We start from the raw sequence: 14,779 nt of genomic DNA, 5'->3' as shown, positions 1-14,779 counted from the left end.
CGCTTAGGCGATTTGGCGTTCGCCGTCGCCGCCGTTTGCATCGAACAGACGCAGCGCTTCGTTCTTTGGCATTGGACGGCCGAAGTAGAACCCTTGGATCTTGTCACAGCCCATCTCACGGATGAGCTTGGCTTCCTCAATGGTCTCCACGCCTTCCGCCGTCGTGGTCATATCGAGGCTCTTGGCCATCGCCACCACCGCATTGATGATCGCCAGACTTTCAGAACTGTTTTGCGCCGCGCCTTGCACAAAGGTGCGGTCGACCTTGATGGTCGAGAAGCTCAGCTTGCGGATGTAACCGAGCGAGGAATAGCCCGTGCCAAAGTCATCAAGCGCAACGCTGCAACCCAGCGCCATGATCTGCTCCAGAGCTTTGCGGGCGATGGAGGCATCGCGCAGGAAGATGCTCTCAGTCACTTCGACTTCGAGGCGGTCTGCATGCAGCCCCGTCTCTGCCAGAACAGCCACGACATCTTCGTAGAAGTCCGGCTCCAGCAATTGCTCTGGTGATACGTTAACATTGACCCGCACGTGCTTGGGCCAATTGCACGCCTCGCGGCATGCCTCGCGCAGGACCCATTTGCCAATCGGCACGATCAGACGCGTTTCCTCGGCCAACGGGATAAATTTACCCGGGCTGACAAAGCCGTGATCGGCGCTGTCCCAGCGGACGAGGGCCTCAAAGCTGACGATGTTCTCGCTGTTGGCGTCAACGACTGGCTGATAGTGCAGCACCATCTCATCTCGGTCGAGCGCCTTGCGCAGGCTCACCTCAAGCTGGCGGCGTTCTTCGGCAGAGGCATGGAGCACAGGCTCAAAGTCAAAGTGCTCGCCGCCGCCCGCATCCTTAGCGCGGTAAAGCGCAAGGTCGGCGTTGCGCATCAATTCTTCAACCGATTTGCCATCGCGCGGGCCCACGGCTGAGCCTACGCTGGCGCCAACGTAAAGTGTGTGCTGATCGACCTGATACGGCTCCGTCAGAGCCTCAATCACGCGGTTGGCGGTGGTGCGAATGATCTCACGGTCGCTGACATCGCGCAGCACAATCGCAAATTCATCGCCGCCCAATCGGCCGCACATCTGATCCTGCCCCATCAGGGCCTGCAGACGCGCAGATACCTGAGCCAGCAGCTTGTCGCCGACCATATGGCCAAGCGAATCGTTCACCGCCTTAAACCGGTCGAGATCCACCATCAGCAGAGCGCAGCGTGTGCGCCATTGCTCGGCGAACACCAACGCATCGCCCAGCGCCTCGGTCAGCTGCAATCGGTTAGGCAAAGAGGTGAGTGTGTCATAGCGCGCAAGGTAAGCGATCTTTTCAGACGAAGCGCGCGCCTCTGTCACATCGGAGCCGACCCCGCGAAAACCAATAAAGCGGTTCTGGTCGTCGCGCATTGGTGTGCCTGACAGCTCCCACCAGCGCTTCTCACCACGGATGGTCACATTGACGAGCAGGTTGGAGAAGTTCTCGCAATGTTTCAGTCGCTCAGCCAGATCATGCAGGCTGGTCGGAAACTTGCCGCTCTCCCAAGTGTCGCCCGCGATCAGTTCGAGCAATGGGCGGCGCTCCGCCTCCGCCTGAGGACAGCCGAGCGCATAGGCGAACCGCGGGCTAACGCCGCGCAGACGCCGCGCGGTATCGACTTCCCACAGCCAATCGGCCTCATTCTCTTCAAACTCGCGCAGCAGCAGGGAGACGACCTGCTCCTTTTCAACAACGCTGCTTTCTGCGATCCGCGCGGTGAGATAGGTGCGCGCCACCTCGATCGTGCCAAACAGACAGCTGATGCCGTAAAACGTCCCGGCGACCGCGACCGTCCAGAGCCCTTGCAGCGCCAAATGCGTGACCGCGGCCACGCCAACGGTGAGGGTAAACACGAAAATCCCGAGCGGGGCCGCAGCGTAGAAATAGATCGATGCCGCCGTCAAAGTCGCAACCACAACGAGCAGCGTCATCAGGTCTGGTAGCGAGCCGTAAGGCGCGAATACCAGGATTGGCACCGCCCACAGCACCCCAGAGAGCAGGGGGGTAAGCGCCTGCCCGTAGAATTCCTGGCGCGACAGCTTGCGATATTCGGCATCGGCCAAAGTGCGGTCAAACCGCACTCCGCGGATCTGGAGCAGCACCAAAGAGACCCACCAAAACGCCAGCCAAATCAGACTGATACTGCCGGAATAAATGTGGACCGTGAACAGGCCCATGATCGCATGTATGTAGGTTCTGAAGAACGTGAGCGCTGAGAGCCCTGAATATTGCAGGCCGCGCAGCCGCGCCCAATCGTTATCCCCTGCCCCGGTTAATCCCAGCACAGCGAGCATAGACAACCGGCGATTGGCAGGCTGCGGGGGGACATCATCTTCGATCACACCCCCGCGGCTATCCAGCAAAGGTTAGTATGAAGTAAATTACGAGGCGGGCTTAGGGGGAATTGCGGCCTGACGAGCCGATTGCGCCACGAGCTGCGAACCCCTGTTACAGCTTGCTTCGGTCCCAGTTTCGACCGTCAAAATCGCGGATTTCTGGCAACAAGGCGCTGCTGTCATCAAGACAGGCGAGATGGACGCTCCACGCCTCGGGATGGGAGCGCGGCTGGTAGAAGCTTTTCGTTCCGCAAATCTTGCAAAACAAATGCTCCGCCTCGCCTGAGCCAAAGCGGTATGAGGTAAGCGCTTCTTCGCCTGACAGCAGCGTAAACCGGTCATGCGGGATGAACAGGTGGAGATAGCCAGAGACCGCGCAGATCGAGCAATTGCAGCGCAGCATTTTCGGCGCGCGCTCAGATTGCACCCGGAAGCGGACGGCGCGGCAATGGCAGCCGCCCTCTAGACTTAAGAGGTCTTGGCCATCACCGCTGCCCGCTGTCATCACTCAACCGTCACAGATTTGGCAAGGTTGCGGGGCTGGTCAACGTCAGTCCCCTTCACCACAGCAACGTGATAGGCCAGCAATTGCACTGGAATAGCGTAAACCAGCGGCGCGATCAGCGGGTGAACCACCGGCATTTCGATCGTCGCGATGCAGCCCTCGCCTGCTTGCGCCAGGCCTTCCGCATCAGAGATCAGCACCACTTGCCCGCCGCGTGCGCGCACTTCCTCCATGTTGGAGACGGTCTTTTCAAACAGCGGGCCAGATGGGGCGATCACCACCACCGGCACGTCTTTGTCGATCAGCGCGATTGGACCGTGCTTCATCTCGCCCGAGGCGTAACCTTCGGCGTGAATGTAGCTGATTTCCTTGAGTTTTAGCGCGCCCTCCAAAGCAAGCGGATAATCCTGTCCGCGACCCAGATAGAGCACATCGCGGGCTGGAGCGATCAGATGCGCCATGCTGGCAATGTCTTGGTCATGGTCGAGCGCCTCATTGAGCGCAGCGGGAGCTTCCAACAGATGGGTCACCACCTCAGCCTCTTCCTCGCGGCTCATCAGGCCTTTCTTCACCGCCATATGCGCGGCGAGCGCGGCCAAGACGGCGAGCTGACAGGTGAAGGCCTTGGTCGAGGCAACCCCGATTTCCGGCCCGGCATGGCTAGGCAACAGCAGGTCCGCCTCGCGCGCCATGGAACTGGTCGGCACGTTGACGACGACGCCAATGGTCTGCCCCTCGGCCTTGCAATGGCGCAGCGCGGCGAGCGTATCGGCGGTCTCCCCACTCTGAGAGATAAACAGCGCGAGACCGCCTTCCTCCAGCACAGGATTGCGATAGCGAAACTCACTGGCGACATCGATGTCGACCGGCACGCGGGCGAATTGCTCAAACCAATATTTCGCGACCATACCGGCGTAAAAGGAGGTGCCGCAGGCGACGATGGTCAAACGCTTGATCTGCGAAATGTCGAAATCAAGTTGAGGCAGAGCAACGGTGTTATCTGCCTGGCGTAGGTAAGAGCTGAGCGTTTGTGCAACCACGGTTGGCTGCTCAAAAATCTCTTTCTGCATGAAGTGGTGGAAATTGCCCTTTTCAACCGCCGCCGCGGTCGCGCCAGAGGCTTGGATATCGCGGGTCACGGGCTGATTTTCTACGTTATAGACCTGCGCGCTGTCGCGCTTGATCACCACCCAATCGCCTTCTTCGAGATAGGAGATACGCTGTGTGAGCGGCGCCAATGCAAGCGCGTCTGAGCCGAGATACATCTCATCTTCGCCATGGCCGACGACCAACGGCGAACCAAGGCGGGCGCCGATCAGCATATCAGGATGCTGGCGAAATGTGATTGCCAGAGAGAAAGCGCCGCGCAATTTCGGCAACACTTCAGCCACCGCGTCCTCTGGCGACATGCCCTTTTCAATCCGCGAAGAGATCAGGTGAGCGACAACTTCACTATCGGTTTCGCTCTCAAAAGACCGATTTTCGTCGGACAGTTCGGCGCGCAATTCCTTGTAGTTTTCAATGATGCCGTTGTGCACGAGCGCGAGTTCATTGGTGGCATGCGGATGTGCGTTTGTCGTGGTCGGGGCGCCGTGTGTAGCCCAGCGCGTGTGAGCGATGCCAATTGTACCTTCGACGGGATCCTCGGCGAGAACGCCCAGAAGGTTAGATAGCTTACCCTTAGCTCGGCGGCGAACCAGCTGGGCGTCATCGACGACACAAATACCCGCGCTGTCATAGCCGCGATATTCCATGCGTTTGAGGCCATCGACCAGGCGGTCAGCGACCGGCTCATTCCCAACAATTCCGATGATTCCGCACATAGTCTTGTCTCTTACCCCTGCTGGCGCGCCTGGCCCATCTTACGCGCTATACCTTGCGCTGGAACTAGGCGGCAGTGGATGAATATCGTCTTGCCAAACGCGCTGATGCATTTCGGCCGTGTCTGCTGCTTGCCCCGCCCCTGTAACGGGTCATAGCTCAGCTTCAAGAGCCTGTCTGCTCAACTGGACTGTTTGGCGCTTTGCTTGGGCGAGCCTTGGCTGTCCCACCACAGGAATAAACCAGCCGCAATGATCATCCCGGCACCGCCCAGGGTCAACAGATCAGGCACATCGCCAAACCACCACCAACCCAGCGCAATCGCGACCAGCATTTGCACGTAGATCGCCGGGGCGACTTGTGACGCACCCGCTTTGGATGTGCCAAGATAGGCGAGCCAATGCGCGGTGCTGGCAGTGACCGCCACGATGGTGCAGCGCAAGGCCACATCCCAGCTTGGCCAGCCAAAATCGAGCTCTGGAAGGCCGGAGAACTTTGCCCCAACGGCGGCCAAGATCAGGATAGGCGATGCCACTCCCGCCATAAAGACCTGCATCGACAAGGCGCTGCCCTGTCCGGCGCTCGCGCGGTTGGCGACCATCATCAGCGCAAAGAAGGTTGCCGATACCAGCGGCAACAACGCCCCTAACCCAATTTCCGCTAGGTTAGGCCGCAAGATCATCATAACCCCCGCTAAGGCAATCACCGACACGGCCCATGCGGCGGGGCGGATCTTCTCGCCCAAGATCAGCCCGCCAAACACCTGCGTCAGTACCGGCGCGAGAAAGCCAATCGCCATCGCCTCGGCCAATGGCATGATATAGACGGCAGAGAAGAAGCACAGGCTCGCCACCGCAAGGCACACGCCGCGAACCAGCTGAAGCCAAGGGTTTTGCGGCACAAATGCGCGTCGCCCCTCACTGCGCCATAGCAGCACCGATAGGCCCAGCGCGCCGATGGAAAAGCGCAAAGCGGCAACCGCAACCGCAGGCCATTCTTCGGCCATGCTTTTAATCACAGCATCGCCGATCGACAAAATGACAAAGCCTGCCGCCGCATAGGCCAGTCCAGCTCTTTGGTCGTGCTGCATTGCCCGCGGGCCTCACTCATTCAACGAAGTCGCCGCGCTAGGCGCTTATCGCCAGAATGGAAAGGCGATTGTCGTTTGATGATCAGCGGCGAGCTATAGCCGCGCCTAAGGCGCTATTCTCTTCGCGAAAAGCCGAGCCCTTGATCAAACATTAACCATTATTGTCCATGAACTACGCGCTTCGCGAAGAAAGGCCGATAATGGGTTTAAATGAGGGAAAAAGCGGCGTGACCGCGCCCGCTGCTGCGCTGTCAAAGCCGCGCGGCGCCGCACCTGCATTGTCGCCTCATTTGGCCGCTAAGTTCGCCTGCTTGGTGCTGTTACTAGCCGCCCCGGTGTTCGCTGTAGTAACCGGGCAGAAGTTTGCAGAAGTTCCGACGATGCGGCACTTTTCAACACCGATCCTGCTAGCCGAGCTATTGGTTATCTACATCGCGTTCATCTCAGGCGCTAAATGGCAAACGGTTTGGCGTGAACTAGGCACCACAACACGCGTCGTGCTGGGTGTTTTCGCGTTCACAATAATTATATCCAATCTTTCAGCAGAGACAGACCGATCGCTTGCCATAGCTGGCCTCATCATCACCACGATCCACATTCTGTTCTTCGCCGCATGCTACGAACGCTTCTCGACCGATTGGCGCGGAGCGCGCCGCTTAGCCATGCGAGCGCTTGCAATCGGCGGTGTTGTCTATTTCACGATATTTTATGGACTCGCATTACTCTACGCTCTTGATTCCAACTTTAACTGGAACAGGTTTGGTCCGGGGGTTTCAAACATTCGTCAAGTTGCCTTCTTCGGACTTGCAACAGCCGGCATTTCTGCTGGCTTTTTGGTGACTGAAAGTGGCAAGCAACGCGCTGTTCTCAGTTGGATAGTTATGACCATTGGCGCCTGGTGTGTATTCACCAGCGGCGGGCGCGCTGCCTCCATCGGCCTTCTTTTTGCCCTGCTTCTCGTCGGGATGTTTGGAAAAACGCTCACGCAAAAAGGTTATTTGCCCAAAGTCTTTGCCAGCCTCGCGGCAGCAGCGGTTGCATCCCTGGCATTCGTTCCTGTATCCACTTGGGGCATTGCCCGAATCATTTCTCGCATTGGTCCAGACAAACTAACTGGAAGAGATTTCTACAGCGGCCGAACTGAAATTTGGATCGAGACTTGGAACAAAGTGCTCGAGAAGCCAATCTTCGGCCATGGTCAAGGCCAGTTTCGCTTTGATGTGAACGCAGCACACCAGGGGTTCAATCATCCCCATAATTCGGTCCTTCAGTTTCTTTACGACTGGGGTTTCGTAGGGACGGCATCACTAGCCATTCTCGCTATGTTTGCTGTGGCGCGCATTCCACACTCCATCACAAAGGACGCCAAGCTCGCTTTGCCTGCATTGGGTGCGCTGGCCGGGCTTCTCACTATGTCATTGCTCGAAGGATCACTTTATCACCCATACCCGGTGATGATTGTGCTGTTCTCGCTCGTTATCCTCGTAACTGGCAAATCTGTCACCAGTCGCAGTCATTGATTTACCAAGCCAGCATATCAAGTCAGGCACTTCGCATTGGCACTGGTCGCCATATTTTGGACCGCGACAAAGCCGGCGGCAAACGTCATCTTGAATATCGGGGCATTGCCCAAGGCCGGCGTTGCAACATAACACTTTTTTGCTTCGCCAACCTTAGGGAAAAAATAAGGTTTCCAGACTATTCACCATTTTCAGAGAGGCAGTCTTCGTCAGCGGACGTTGATATGCAGTGTATGATTTACGGCCTAGGGGGCTTGCGATGAGCGCATTCGGTAAAAAAGGTGGCGCAGGCGGAGGTGGTGCCGGTGGGCGTCCCGCGTTTGGAGTTGCCCGGCCGATGAAAACGGGCGGAAGCGCGGACAAAGGTGGTGAGCAATTCCCGCCTCTGCCGGACGAAGAGCCTGAGAAAAAAGCAGCGCCAAAGCCCGCTCCAGTTAGCACTGGTAACGCGACCGATGATGCGATGGATCGCCTTACGGAGCGCATGAATGCGACCCATTCTACCGAATCTGAAGAAGGCGGCTTTGAAGCCAGCGTTCACAAGATCAAAGAACAAGTGCTTCCACGCTTGCTGGAACGCGTCGACCCTGAAGCGGCTGCGACGCTTTCTAAAGAAGAGCTGTCGGAAGAATTTCGCCCTATTATCATGGAAGTGCTGGCCGAACTTAAGGTCACACTGAACCGCCGCGAACAATTCGCGCTGGAAAAAGTTCTGATCGACGAGCTGCTTGGTTTCGGCCCGCTCGAAGAGCTGCTCACCGATCCAGACGTGTCTGATATCATGGTCAACGGCCCTGATCAGACCTATATTGAAAAAGGCGGTAAGCTGACCATCGCGCCGATCCGGTTCCGCGATGAACAGCACCTCTTCCAGATTGCTCAGCGCATCGTGAATCAGGTTGGCCGCCGCGTCGACCAAACCACGCCGCTGGCCGATGCCCGCTTGAAGGATGGCTCACGTGTTAACGTGATCGTTCCGCCTCTGAGCCTCAAAGGCACCGCGATCTCCATTCGTAAGTTCTCTGAGAAGCCAATCACCTTGGACATGCTCAAAGACTTTGGTTCGATGGACGAGAAGATGTGTACAGCGCTGAAAATCGCTGGCGCATGTCGGATGAACATCGTCATCTCGGGCGGTACGGGTTCGGGTAAAACGACCATGCTCAACGCTCTGTCGAAAATGATCGATCCGGGCGAGCGCGTGCTGACCATTGAGGATGCTGCCGAGCTTCGCTTGCAACAGCCGCACTGGCTGCCGCTGGAAACTCGTCCGCCTAACCTTGAAGGCCAAGGCGCGATTACCATCGGTGACCTTGTTAAGAACGCCCTGCGTATGCGCCCAGACCGCATCATCCTGGGTGAGATTCGTGGCGCTGAATGTTTCGACCTTCTCGCCGCCATGAACACCGGCCACGATGGCTCGATGTGTACGCTTCACGCCAACTCACCGCGTGAGTGCCTAGGCCGTATGGAAAACATGATTTTGATGGGCGACATCAAGATCCCGAAACAAGCGATCTCCACTCAGATCGCCGAATCGGTCGATCTGATCGTTCAGGTAAAACGTCTGCGTGATGGTTCACGCCGCACCACCGACATCACCGAGGTTATCGGGATGGAAGGCGATGTGATCGTGACCCAAAACCTGTTCAAGTTCGAGTATCTCGACGAGAGCGAAGACGGTAAGATCCTAGGCGAATTCCGCGCCTCTGGCCTGCGTCCTTACACGCTTGAAAAAGCGCGTCAGTACGGCTTTGATCAGGCGTATTTGGAAGCGTGTCTCTAGGTTGCGCCGCGTCTGCGTCGCCTTCGGCCCACGCTCCAAGCAATGAAAGCGAGTAGCGCAGCAAGTCCAACGCAGACGCCGATCCAAAGCTTGTTTCGGATACTGCGCGCCAGAATTGAAACAGACGCTTCCTCATCATAACGACTAAGATAGGCCAATGGCCCACTTGGTTGCACCGTCTCAGCATCGATCCAACTTCGGATTTTCGCAACATTTTCTGTTGATGCGGGCATTCCAAACCGATCACCGCAGCCGCCAGTCACCAAATATCGCATGCCATTTAGACGCAGCCTCATCGGATCATCCGCCTCAGTAAAGTTGGCGCTGAGTTTAGGAAACCCTTGTGCTGCAATACCCACAATTTCTGTCGGGTAGGCGTGGATGGAATCAGGAACACCGCCTCCCCACGGAGTGCCGCCCCAAACAAGAGACACTTTGCCTCCAACGTCGCCTCTTAGTAACTCGTCCACTTCATAGGTGAGAATGCCTGCAACTCTTTCGCCGCTCGCCAAGCGGACCACGTCATATTCGACTAATCGGCCCGCGAATATCGTGTCGTCAACTCGAAAGCCGACATCGTCTGGTTCGCAAGCCACGGCGAATGAAGCCGAGAAAAAGATTAAAGCAAGAGAAGACGCCGCGTACCGCAACATGCGGCTCACAATATCTCATTAATTCCGCAACACAACCGGCAGTGACAGCGTCAGCAGACCCATGCCCATAATCGCGGACAGCACGAACACGCTCGTCCACGGCACCCAGCCCACTCTTTCGAGCTGATCGATCGGGCGCTCCCTGCTGCGCCGCCGGTCCATCCACGATGCGAAGCCGGCAAACACCATCAATGCCCCGCCGACAAGCGCGAGGATCAGCGCGTCGCTGGCAAACAGCAGATCGTGTAAAAACTCCATCATCGCGGGCGCGGCTATAGCCACGGTGCGATCCATGGCAATGCTACGCTTGTGAAACGCGGCGATCCGCTTACACGCAGGCGCTATGGATGGTTCGATTGCCCGCCCTCGCCCGATGCTTGCTCTGGGCATTCGACTGATCACAGCGGGCACGCTGGCGACTATGGCGATGCTGGTGAAGCTGGCCAGTGAAAAAGGCGTGCATCTGGCCGAGCTGATATTTTGGCGTCAGGCGCTGACCTTCATCGCGATAGCCGCCATTCTCTGGGCAACCGGGCGGCTCGCGCAGACCAAGACCAAGCGCATGGGCGCCCATGTCCGACGCGCTATTACGGGGCTGACCGGCATGTTCTGTGTCTATGGCGCGGTGACGTTACTACCACTCGCCGAGGCAACCGCGATCAGCTTCACCACCCCGTTTTTCGCGGTGATGATCTCGGTGATCCTGTTTGGCGAGACTGTCGGCAAATATCGCTGGGGCGCGGTGATCCTTGGCTTTGCCGGGGTGCTGGTGATCGTTCAGCCGGGCGCATCGGGCATGATCGACCCCATCGGCGCAGCAGTGGGCCTGGTTGCGGCCTTGCTCGTCGCCTTGATCTCGTTCCAAATCCAAGACCTCAACAAGAGCGAGAACCCCTGGACGATTGTGTTCTGGTTCACCGCCATCACCGCCCCGTTTATGGCTTTGTTTGTGCCATTCGTGATTGAGCCGCATGACGGCGAAACCTGGGCGATCATCTTCGCCATGGCAGCGGCGGGCGCACTCGGGCAAATTCTGCTCACGACCTCGCTGCGCTTCGGCTCGGCGGCGGTGATCATCGTGATGGATTACACCTCGCTGCTATGGGCAACCCTGTATGGGGTGCTCATTTTCTCCAGCCCGCCATCCGCCAATTTGTGGCTCGGCGCCCCGCTCATCATAGCCGCAGGGCTGCTCATCGCATATCGCGAACGAATGCTGGCAAGTGGCAAGACAGGTTCATCTGCTGCGAGCTAGTGAGACAGCGAAACCAAACGAAAGGCAGACACCATGGTCCGCAAAACTCTGATTGCCGCTGCTGTAGCTGCACTCGCCCTCACTTCCGCCGCTTGCAACACAGTACGCGGCGTTGGCCAGGATTTAGAGTCCGTCGCCGATGATGTAGACGAAGCGATTTAGGAACCAAACTCTGGGCAAAAGCATTGGACCAGCATTAACTCGAAGGGAAAATGATGATCCGGAAGTCTTTTATCGCCGCCGCGCTGTCCGCGCTCGTTTTAACATCAGCAGCTTGCAACACCGTCCGTGGAGCCGGGCAAGATTTGGAATCTGTTGCCAACGATGTCGATAAGGCAGTCTAGCCTTTTCGGTAAATCAGAATCAAATTATTCGCGGGCATTTCATAGCGATTTGCCCGCGTAAATCCTTGATCATCAGCGGCTTTGTCGACATCGGCCACGTCGCGAATGCCCCAGTCGGGGTTGCGCTCACGCAGGCTCGCATCAAACGCCAGATTTGATGGGGCAGGCTCCACGCCTTGCTCATAATACGGTCCGTAGAGGATCAGCGGTGCGCCCTCATTTAGAATGCGCGCCGCCCCAGCAAATAATCCGAGTGTCGCAGCCCATGGGCTGATGTGCACCATGTTGACGCACAGCATAGCATCCAGGCGCTTTGCCGACCAATTGGCAGGCACGCTGGCGTCGAGATGGACCGGCGCGAGCAGGTTTTCGCCCGCATATTCTGAGCGATAGGCGGCGATCGATTCCAGAGCCTCCGGCGATGGATCGCTCGGCTGCCAGGTCAGCTGCGGAAACGCTTCGGCGAGATAGACCGCATGTTCTCCGCTGCCACTGGCCACCTCCAGCACCGTTCCGTCTGCAGGCAGCTCGCCAGCCAGAACCTCAGCAATCGGCTTGCGATTGCGCAGTGTCGCGGGCGCGTGCTTCTTCACAGTTCAGTTGACCTGCCGCTCCTTCCCCTCCCAATAGGGCGCACGCAATTGGCGGCGCAGGATTTTGCCTGATGGATTGCGCGGCATGACCTCGATCACATCAATGCTCTTGGGTACTTTGAATCCAGCGAGCTGCTCGCGCGCATAGGCGATCACATCGTCGGTATCGACCGTCTGCCCGGGTTTGGGGACGATACAGGCCTTCACCGCCTCGCCCCATGTGTCATCGGGCACGCCAATCACCGCCACTTCGCCAACCGCTGGGTGGCCGTAAATCGCGCTTTCAACCTGCGCGGGATAGACATTCTCTCCGCCAGAGATGATCATATCTTTGATGCGGTCCTGAATGTAGATGTAACCATCATCATCCATGATCGCGGCATCGCCTGTATACAGCCAGCCATCGCGGATCGTCTTTTCTGTTGCCTCTGGCAGATTCCAATAGCCGAGCATGTTGGAGGGCGATTTGACGACAATCTCGCCAATGGTGCCGCGCGGCACTTCATTGCTGTTCTCATCGAAAATGCGAATATCGGTGCCCGGCATCGCGCACCCGACCGAGCGCATCCGCTCATTGCCTTCAATCGAGTGATCCTCTGGCCGAAGCAAGGTCACCGTGCCGCAGGTCTCAGTCATGCCGAACACCTGCAGGAAACCAGCCTGAGGCATGGTGCGCACCGCCTCTTTCAGCAGCTCCAGCGGCATCGGAGCCGCGCCATACATGATGTATTTGACGCCGCTGAAATCGACATCTTTTGCGTTCGGGTGCTGGATCACCATTTGCAAAGCCGCTGGCACGACGAAGGATTGCGTGGCCCCCGCCTCAATCCCTTTGAGGAATTGGCCAGGGTCAAACTCTTCCTGAATGAGCGCGCGGATACCGTTGGCGATCGAGGCGATCACGATTCCTGTACCGCCAATATGCGCACAGGGCATGGCGACCAGCATGCAATCATCAGGCCCTGGGCTGTTCCACGGATCACCCGCCTCTTTTGAGCTGTTGCGCAAAGCGACCAGCGCCGCATTGCTCAGCTCGGCTCCCTTGGGATTGCCAGTGGTGCCGCTGGTGTAGAGCTGAAGCACGGCATCATCGGGCCCGGACGGGGTGAAGCTGGCCGGAGCGGCTGCCTCAATCGCGGCGTACATCTCTGGCTCTTCGATGATTTTTACCGTCGCTGCGATCTCTGGCGCTAGCTTGGCGACGACTTCGGCAAAGCCGATGCCGGTGATCATCAGCTTCGCGCCGGTGTCTTTCAGAATATAGGCGACCTCTGGCGGGGCGAGCCGCCAGCCAATCGGTGCCATCACCGCGCCCATGCGCGCCGCGGCCAGGAACATCGCGTAATAGATCGTGCGGTTTTTACCCAGCCACGCGATCCGGTCTCCCTTGGCGATACCATTCGCTTCAAACACGGTGATCATCCGGCGGGTTAGGTCATCCAGCTCAGCGAATGTTACTGTCTCGCCGTCCTGTTCAAAGGCCGTCTGGTCCGGGCGTTCGCTGGCCCAATGGGAAACGAATGCATCAAAGGTGCAATGCGCCTGTGCGGTCACCGATCTCTCTCCGATTTTTCTGTTTTGTTTATCGCGCAGTTTACGCACGACAGCGCGCATTTGCCAAGCAGATTGCGGGATTGGCTGGGATCAGCTCCGGCGTCCGTTGGCGCGCGCCGCTGGCTCTCGCACGATCAACCAAATCAGCAGGCCCAGCGGCCCTGCCATCAAGGTAGCGAGCAGGATCGGCACTTGGACAATCCGGGAGAGGCCCTTTGCATCAGCATCGCGGGCGATCCAGATGCCGACAAAAAGGTCAAAGGCGAGATAATGCGTCCAGCCGATGGTCACACCCGCATCGCTGGCAAAGATCGCGCGCACGCCCTCAATAGTATTGAAATTCGCGCCCGCCCCGCTCTCATTGGGCAGCAATCCGGTGAGCACGCCGATCAGAGACACGCCATAGACCAGACACAAGATGCCAACCCCGACGTACAGCACAGCGGCAAGGATCGCCGGGCTGCGCGGCAGGAAAGCCAGCGCGATCCAAGCGACAATGGCAAGCAGGTTCACCGCACCAAAAATTGCATTCCAATCCATCGCCAGTGCTCCCTTTGGGTCCGCGCGGGGCTTGCTTAACCTTGCTCGGCCTGCTGCTCCAGCCGTTCGAGACGCTGGCGCCATTCGCGCGCGGCCCGCTTCATCGCGTCATTGTCATGCACAAATCGACCGGCCGCTTTACGCATCGCCAGACCGAGCGCCGCCTCTGACACCACACGTGCATCAATGGAGCGATAGGACGCCCATTTCCCGCCCAGCATGGGATCAAGCACAGGGCTGGCGATCATCGCCAGCTTCTCCCCAACCCTCAAATCATTGGTGCGCGGCCCACGCAGCAGGCCGGGGCGCAGAATATCGAGCCGCTTAAACCCAACCTTGGACAGCGCCGTCTCGGTCTCGCCTTTGACCTTCAGATAAAAGGTTTTGGAGCGCCAATCGGCCCCGGCAGAGCTGACCATCACCAGATTGGTAATACCAGCCTCCACCGCCGCCTCTGCGGTGGCAAGAACGAGGTCATGATCGACCTTGCGAAACGCCTCTTCATCGCGGCCCGATTTCTTCCAGGTGGTGCCCAACGCACAGATCAAAGTGCGCGGCTTGATCGTTTCAAACACCTCGCCCCATTTATCCGGCGTGGCGACATACATTTCCATACGCGCGCCATCGGGCAGCGGAGCCTCGCGCCGCGAGACCCCAATGATGCGCACATCATCGACATCATTGCTGGTCTCGATCACGCGCCGACCGATCAGGCCGGTCGCACCGACAAGGGCAATGCGGCACACGTCAGACATTC

At 58.1% G+C, this 14,779-nt stretch carries 14 protein-coding genes; 4 read left to right on the top strand and 10 right to left on the bottom strand.

From position 1 onward, the window contains the following. Window positions 1-3 precede the first annotated feature (3 nt). From AC0V6V_RS12900 to AC0V6V_RS12885, 4 genes are all read right to left on the bottom strand, one after another. Window positions 4-2,367, bottom strand: coding sequence for a putative bifunctional diguanylate cyclase/phosphodiesterase (locus AC0V6V_RS12900; protein ID WP_486166362.1), 2,364 nt, complete (start codon window positions 2,365-2,367; stop codon window positions 4-6). A 106-nt stretch (window positions 2,368-2,473) separates the two neighbouring features. Next, window positions 2,474-2,866 carry a GFA family protein gene (locus tag AC0V6V_RS12895; RefSeq protein WP_486165752.1) on the bottom strand — a complete coding sequence of 131 codons (393 nt, stop codon included), beginning with the start codon at window positions 2,864-2,866 and terminating at the stop codon, window positions 2,474-2,476. Next, window positions 2,866-4,689, bottom strand: coding sequence for a glutamine--fructose-6-phosphate transaminase (isomerizing) (glmS, locus tag AC0V6V_RS12890; RefSeq protein ID WP_486165751.1), 1,824 nt, complete (start codon window positions 4,687-4,689; stop codon window positions 2,866-2,868). Before glmS ends, AC0V6V_RS12895 begins: the two co-directional genes overlap by 1 nt. A 179-nt stretch (window positions 4,690-4,868) precedes the next feature. Further along, window positions 4,869-5,777 carry a DMT family transporter gene (locus AC0V6V_RS12885; protein ID WP_486165750.1) on the bottom strand — a complete coding sequence of 303 codons (909 nt, stop codon included), beginning with the start codon at window positions 5,775-5,777 and terminating at the stop codon, window positions 4,869-4,871. Between the two features lie 167 nt (window positions 5,778-5,944). On the opposite strand from AC0V6V_RS12885, the gene AC0V6V_RS12880 reads away from it, so the two are divergent. Next, window positions 5,945-7,297 (top strand): O-antigen ligase family protein, encoded by a 1,353-nt coding sequence (locus AC0V6V_RS12880; RefSeq protein ID WP_486165749.1) that lies wholly within the window; start codon window positions 5,945-5,947, stop codon window positions 7,295-7,297. A 259-nt stretch (window positions 7,298-7,556) separates the two neighbouring features. Beyond that, a complete protein-coding gene (locus AC0V6V_RS12875) occupies window positions 7,557-9,083 on the top strand; it encodes a TadA family conjugal transfer-associated ATPase (RefSeq protein ID WP_486165748.1) in 1,527 nt (508 codons plus the stop codon). On the opposite strand, the gene AC0V6V_RS12870 is transcribed toward AC0V6V_RS12875, so the two are convergent. Then, window positions 9,080-9,745: a hypothetical protein gene (locus AC0V6V_RS12870; RefSeq protein WP_486165747.1), complete on the bottom strand. Its 666-nt coding sequence runs from the start codon at window positions 9,743-9,745 to the stop codon at window positions 9,080-9,082. The genes AC0V6V_RS12875 and AC0V6V_RS12870 overlap by 4 nt on opposite strands. A 9-nt stretch (window positions 9,746-9,754) precedes the next feature. After that, a complete protein-coding gene (locus AC0V6V_RS12865; protein WP_486165746.1) occupies window positions 9,755-10,030 on the bottom strand; it encodes a hypothetical protein in 276 nt (91 codons plus the stop codon). A 49-nt stretch (window positions 10,031-10,079) separates the two neighbouring features. Between AC0V6V_RS12865 and AC0V6V_RS12860 the strand changes: the two genes are divergently transcribed. Together AC0V6V_RS12860 and AC0V6V_RS12855 are read left to right on the top strand one after the other, a co-directional pair. Beyond that, on the top strand, window positions 10,080-10,991 hold the full coding sequence (locus tag AC0V6V_RS12860) for a DMT family transporter (RefSeq protein WP_486165745.1): 912 nt from the start codon (window positions 10,080-10,082) through the stop codon (window positions 10,989-10,991). Window positions 10,992-11,024: 33 nt separating this feature from the next. After that, window positions 11,025-11,153: an entericidin A/B family lipoprotein gene (locus tag AC0V6V_RS12855; protein ID WP_486165744.1), complete on the top strand. Its 129-nt coding sequence runs from the start codon at window positions 11,025-11,027 to the stop codon at window positions 11,151-11,153. Window positions 11,154-11,331: 178 nt separating this feature from the next. Here AC0V6V_RS12855 and AC0V6V_RS12850 read toward each other — a convergent pair whose 3' ends face one another. The 4 genes from AC0V6V_RS12850 to AC0V6V_RS12835 all read right to left on the bottom strand — a co-directional run bounded on the left by AC0V6V_RS12850 (window position 11,332) and on the right by AC0V6V_RS12835 (window position 14,777). Then, on the bottom strand, window positions 11,332-11,928 hold the full coding sequence (locus tag AC0V6V_RS12850; protein ID WP_486165743.1) for a DUF938 domain-containing protein: 597 nt from the start codon (window positions 11,926-11,928) through the stop codon (window positions 11,332-11,334). A 3-nt stretch (window positions 11,929-11,931) separates the two neighbouring features. After that, a complete protein-coding gene (locus AC0V6V_RS12845) occupies window positions 11,932-13,482 on the bottom strand; it encodes a long-chain-fatty-acid--CoA ligase (RefSeq protein WP_486165742.1) in 1,551 nt (516 codons plus the stop codon). A 90-nt stretch (window positions 13,483-13,572) separates the two neighbouring features. After that, window positions 13,573-14,022, bottom strand: a complete 450-nt coding sequence (locus AC0V6V_RS12840) for an ABA4-like family protein (protein ID WP_486165741.1) — start codon at window positions 14,020-14,022, stop codon at window positions 13,573-13,575. A 35-nt stretch (window positions 14,023-14,057) separates the two neighbouring features. Beyond that, the gene (locus AC0V6V_RS12835; RefSeq protein WP_486165740.1) at window positions 14,058-14,777 is read right to left on the bottom strand and encodes an NAD(P)H-binding protein; all 720 of its coding nucleotides are present in this window, start codon (window positions 14,775-14,777) and stop codon (window positions 14,058-14,060) included. Between the last annotated feature and the right edge of the window lie 2 nt (window positions 14,778-14,779).

This window comes from Erythrobacter sp. S249, assembly GCF_057364975.1.
The sequence above is the reverse complement of the archived record's forward strand: the minus strand, read 5'-3'. Positions and strand labels throughout refer to the sequence as shown.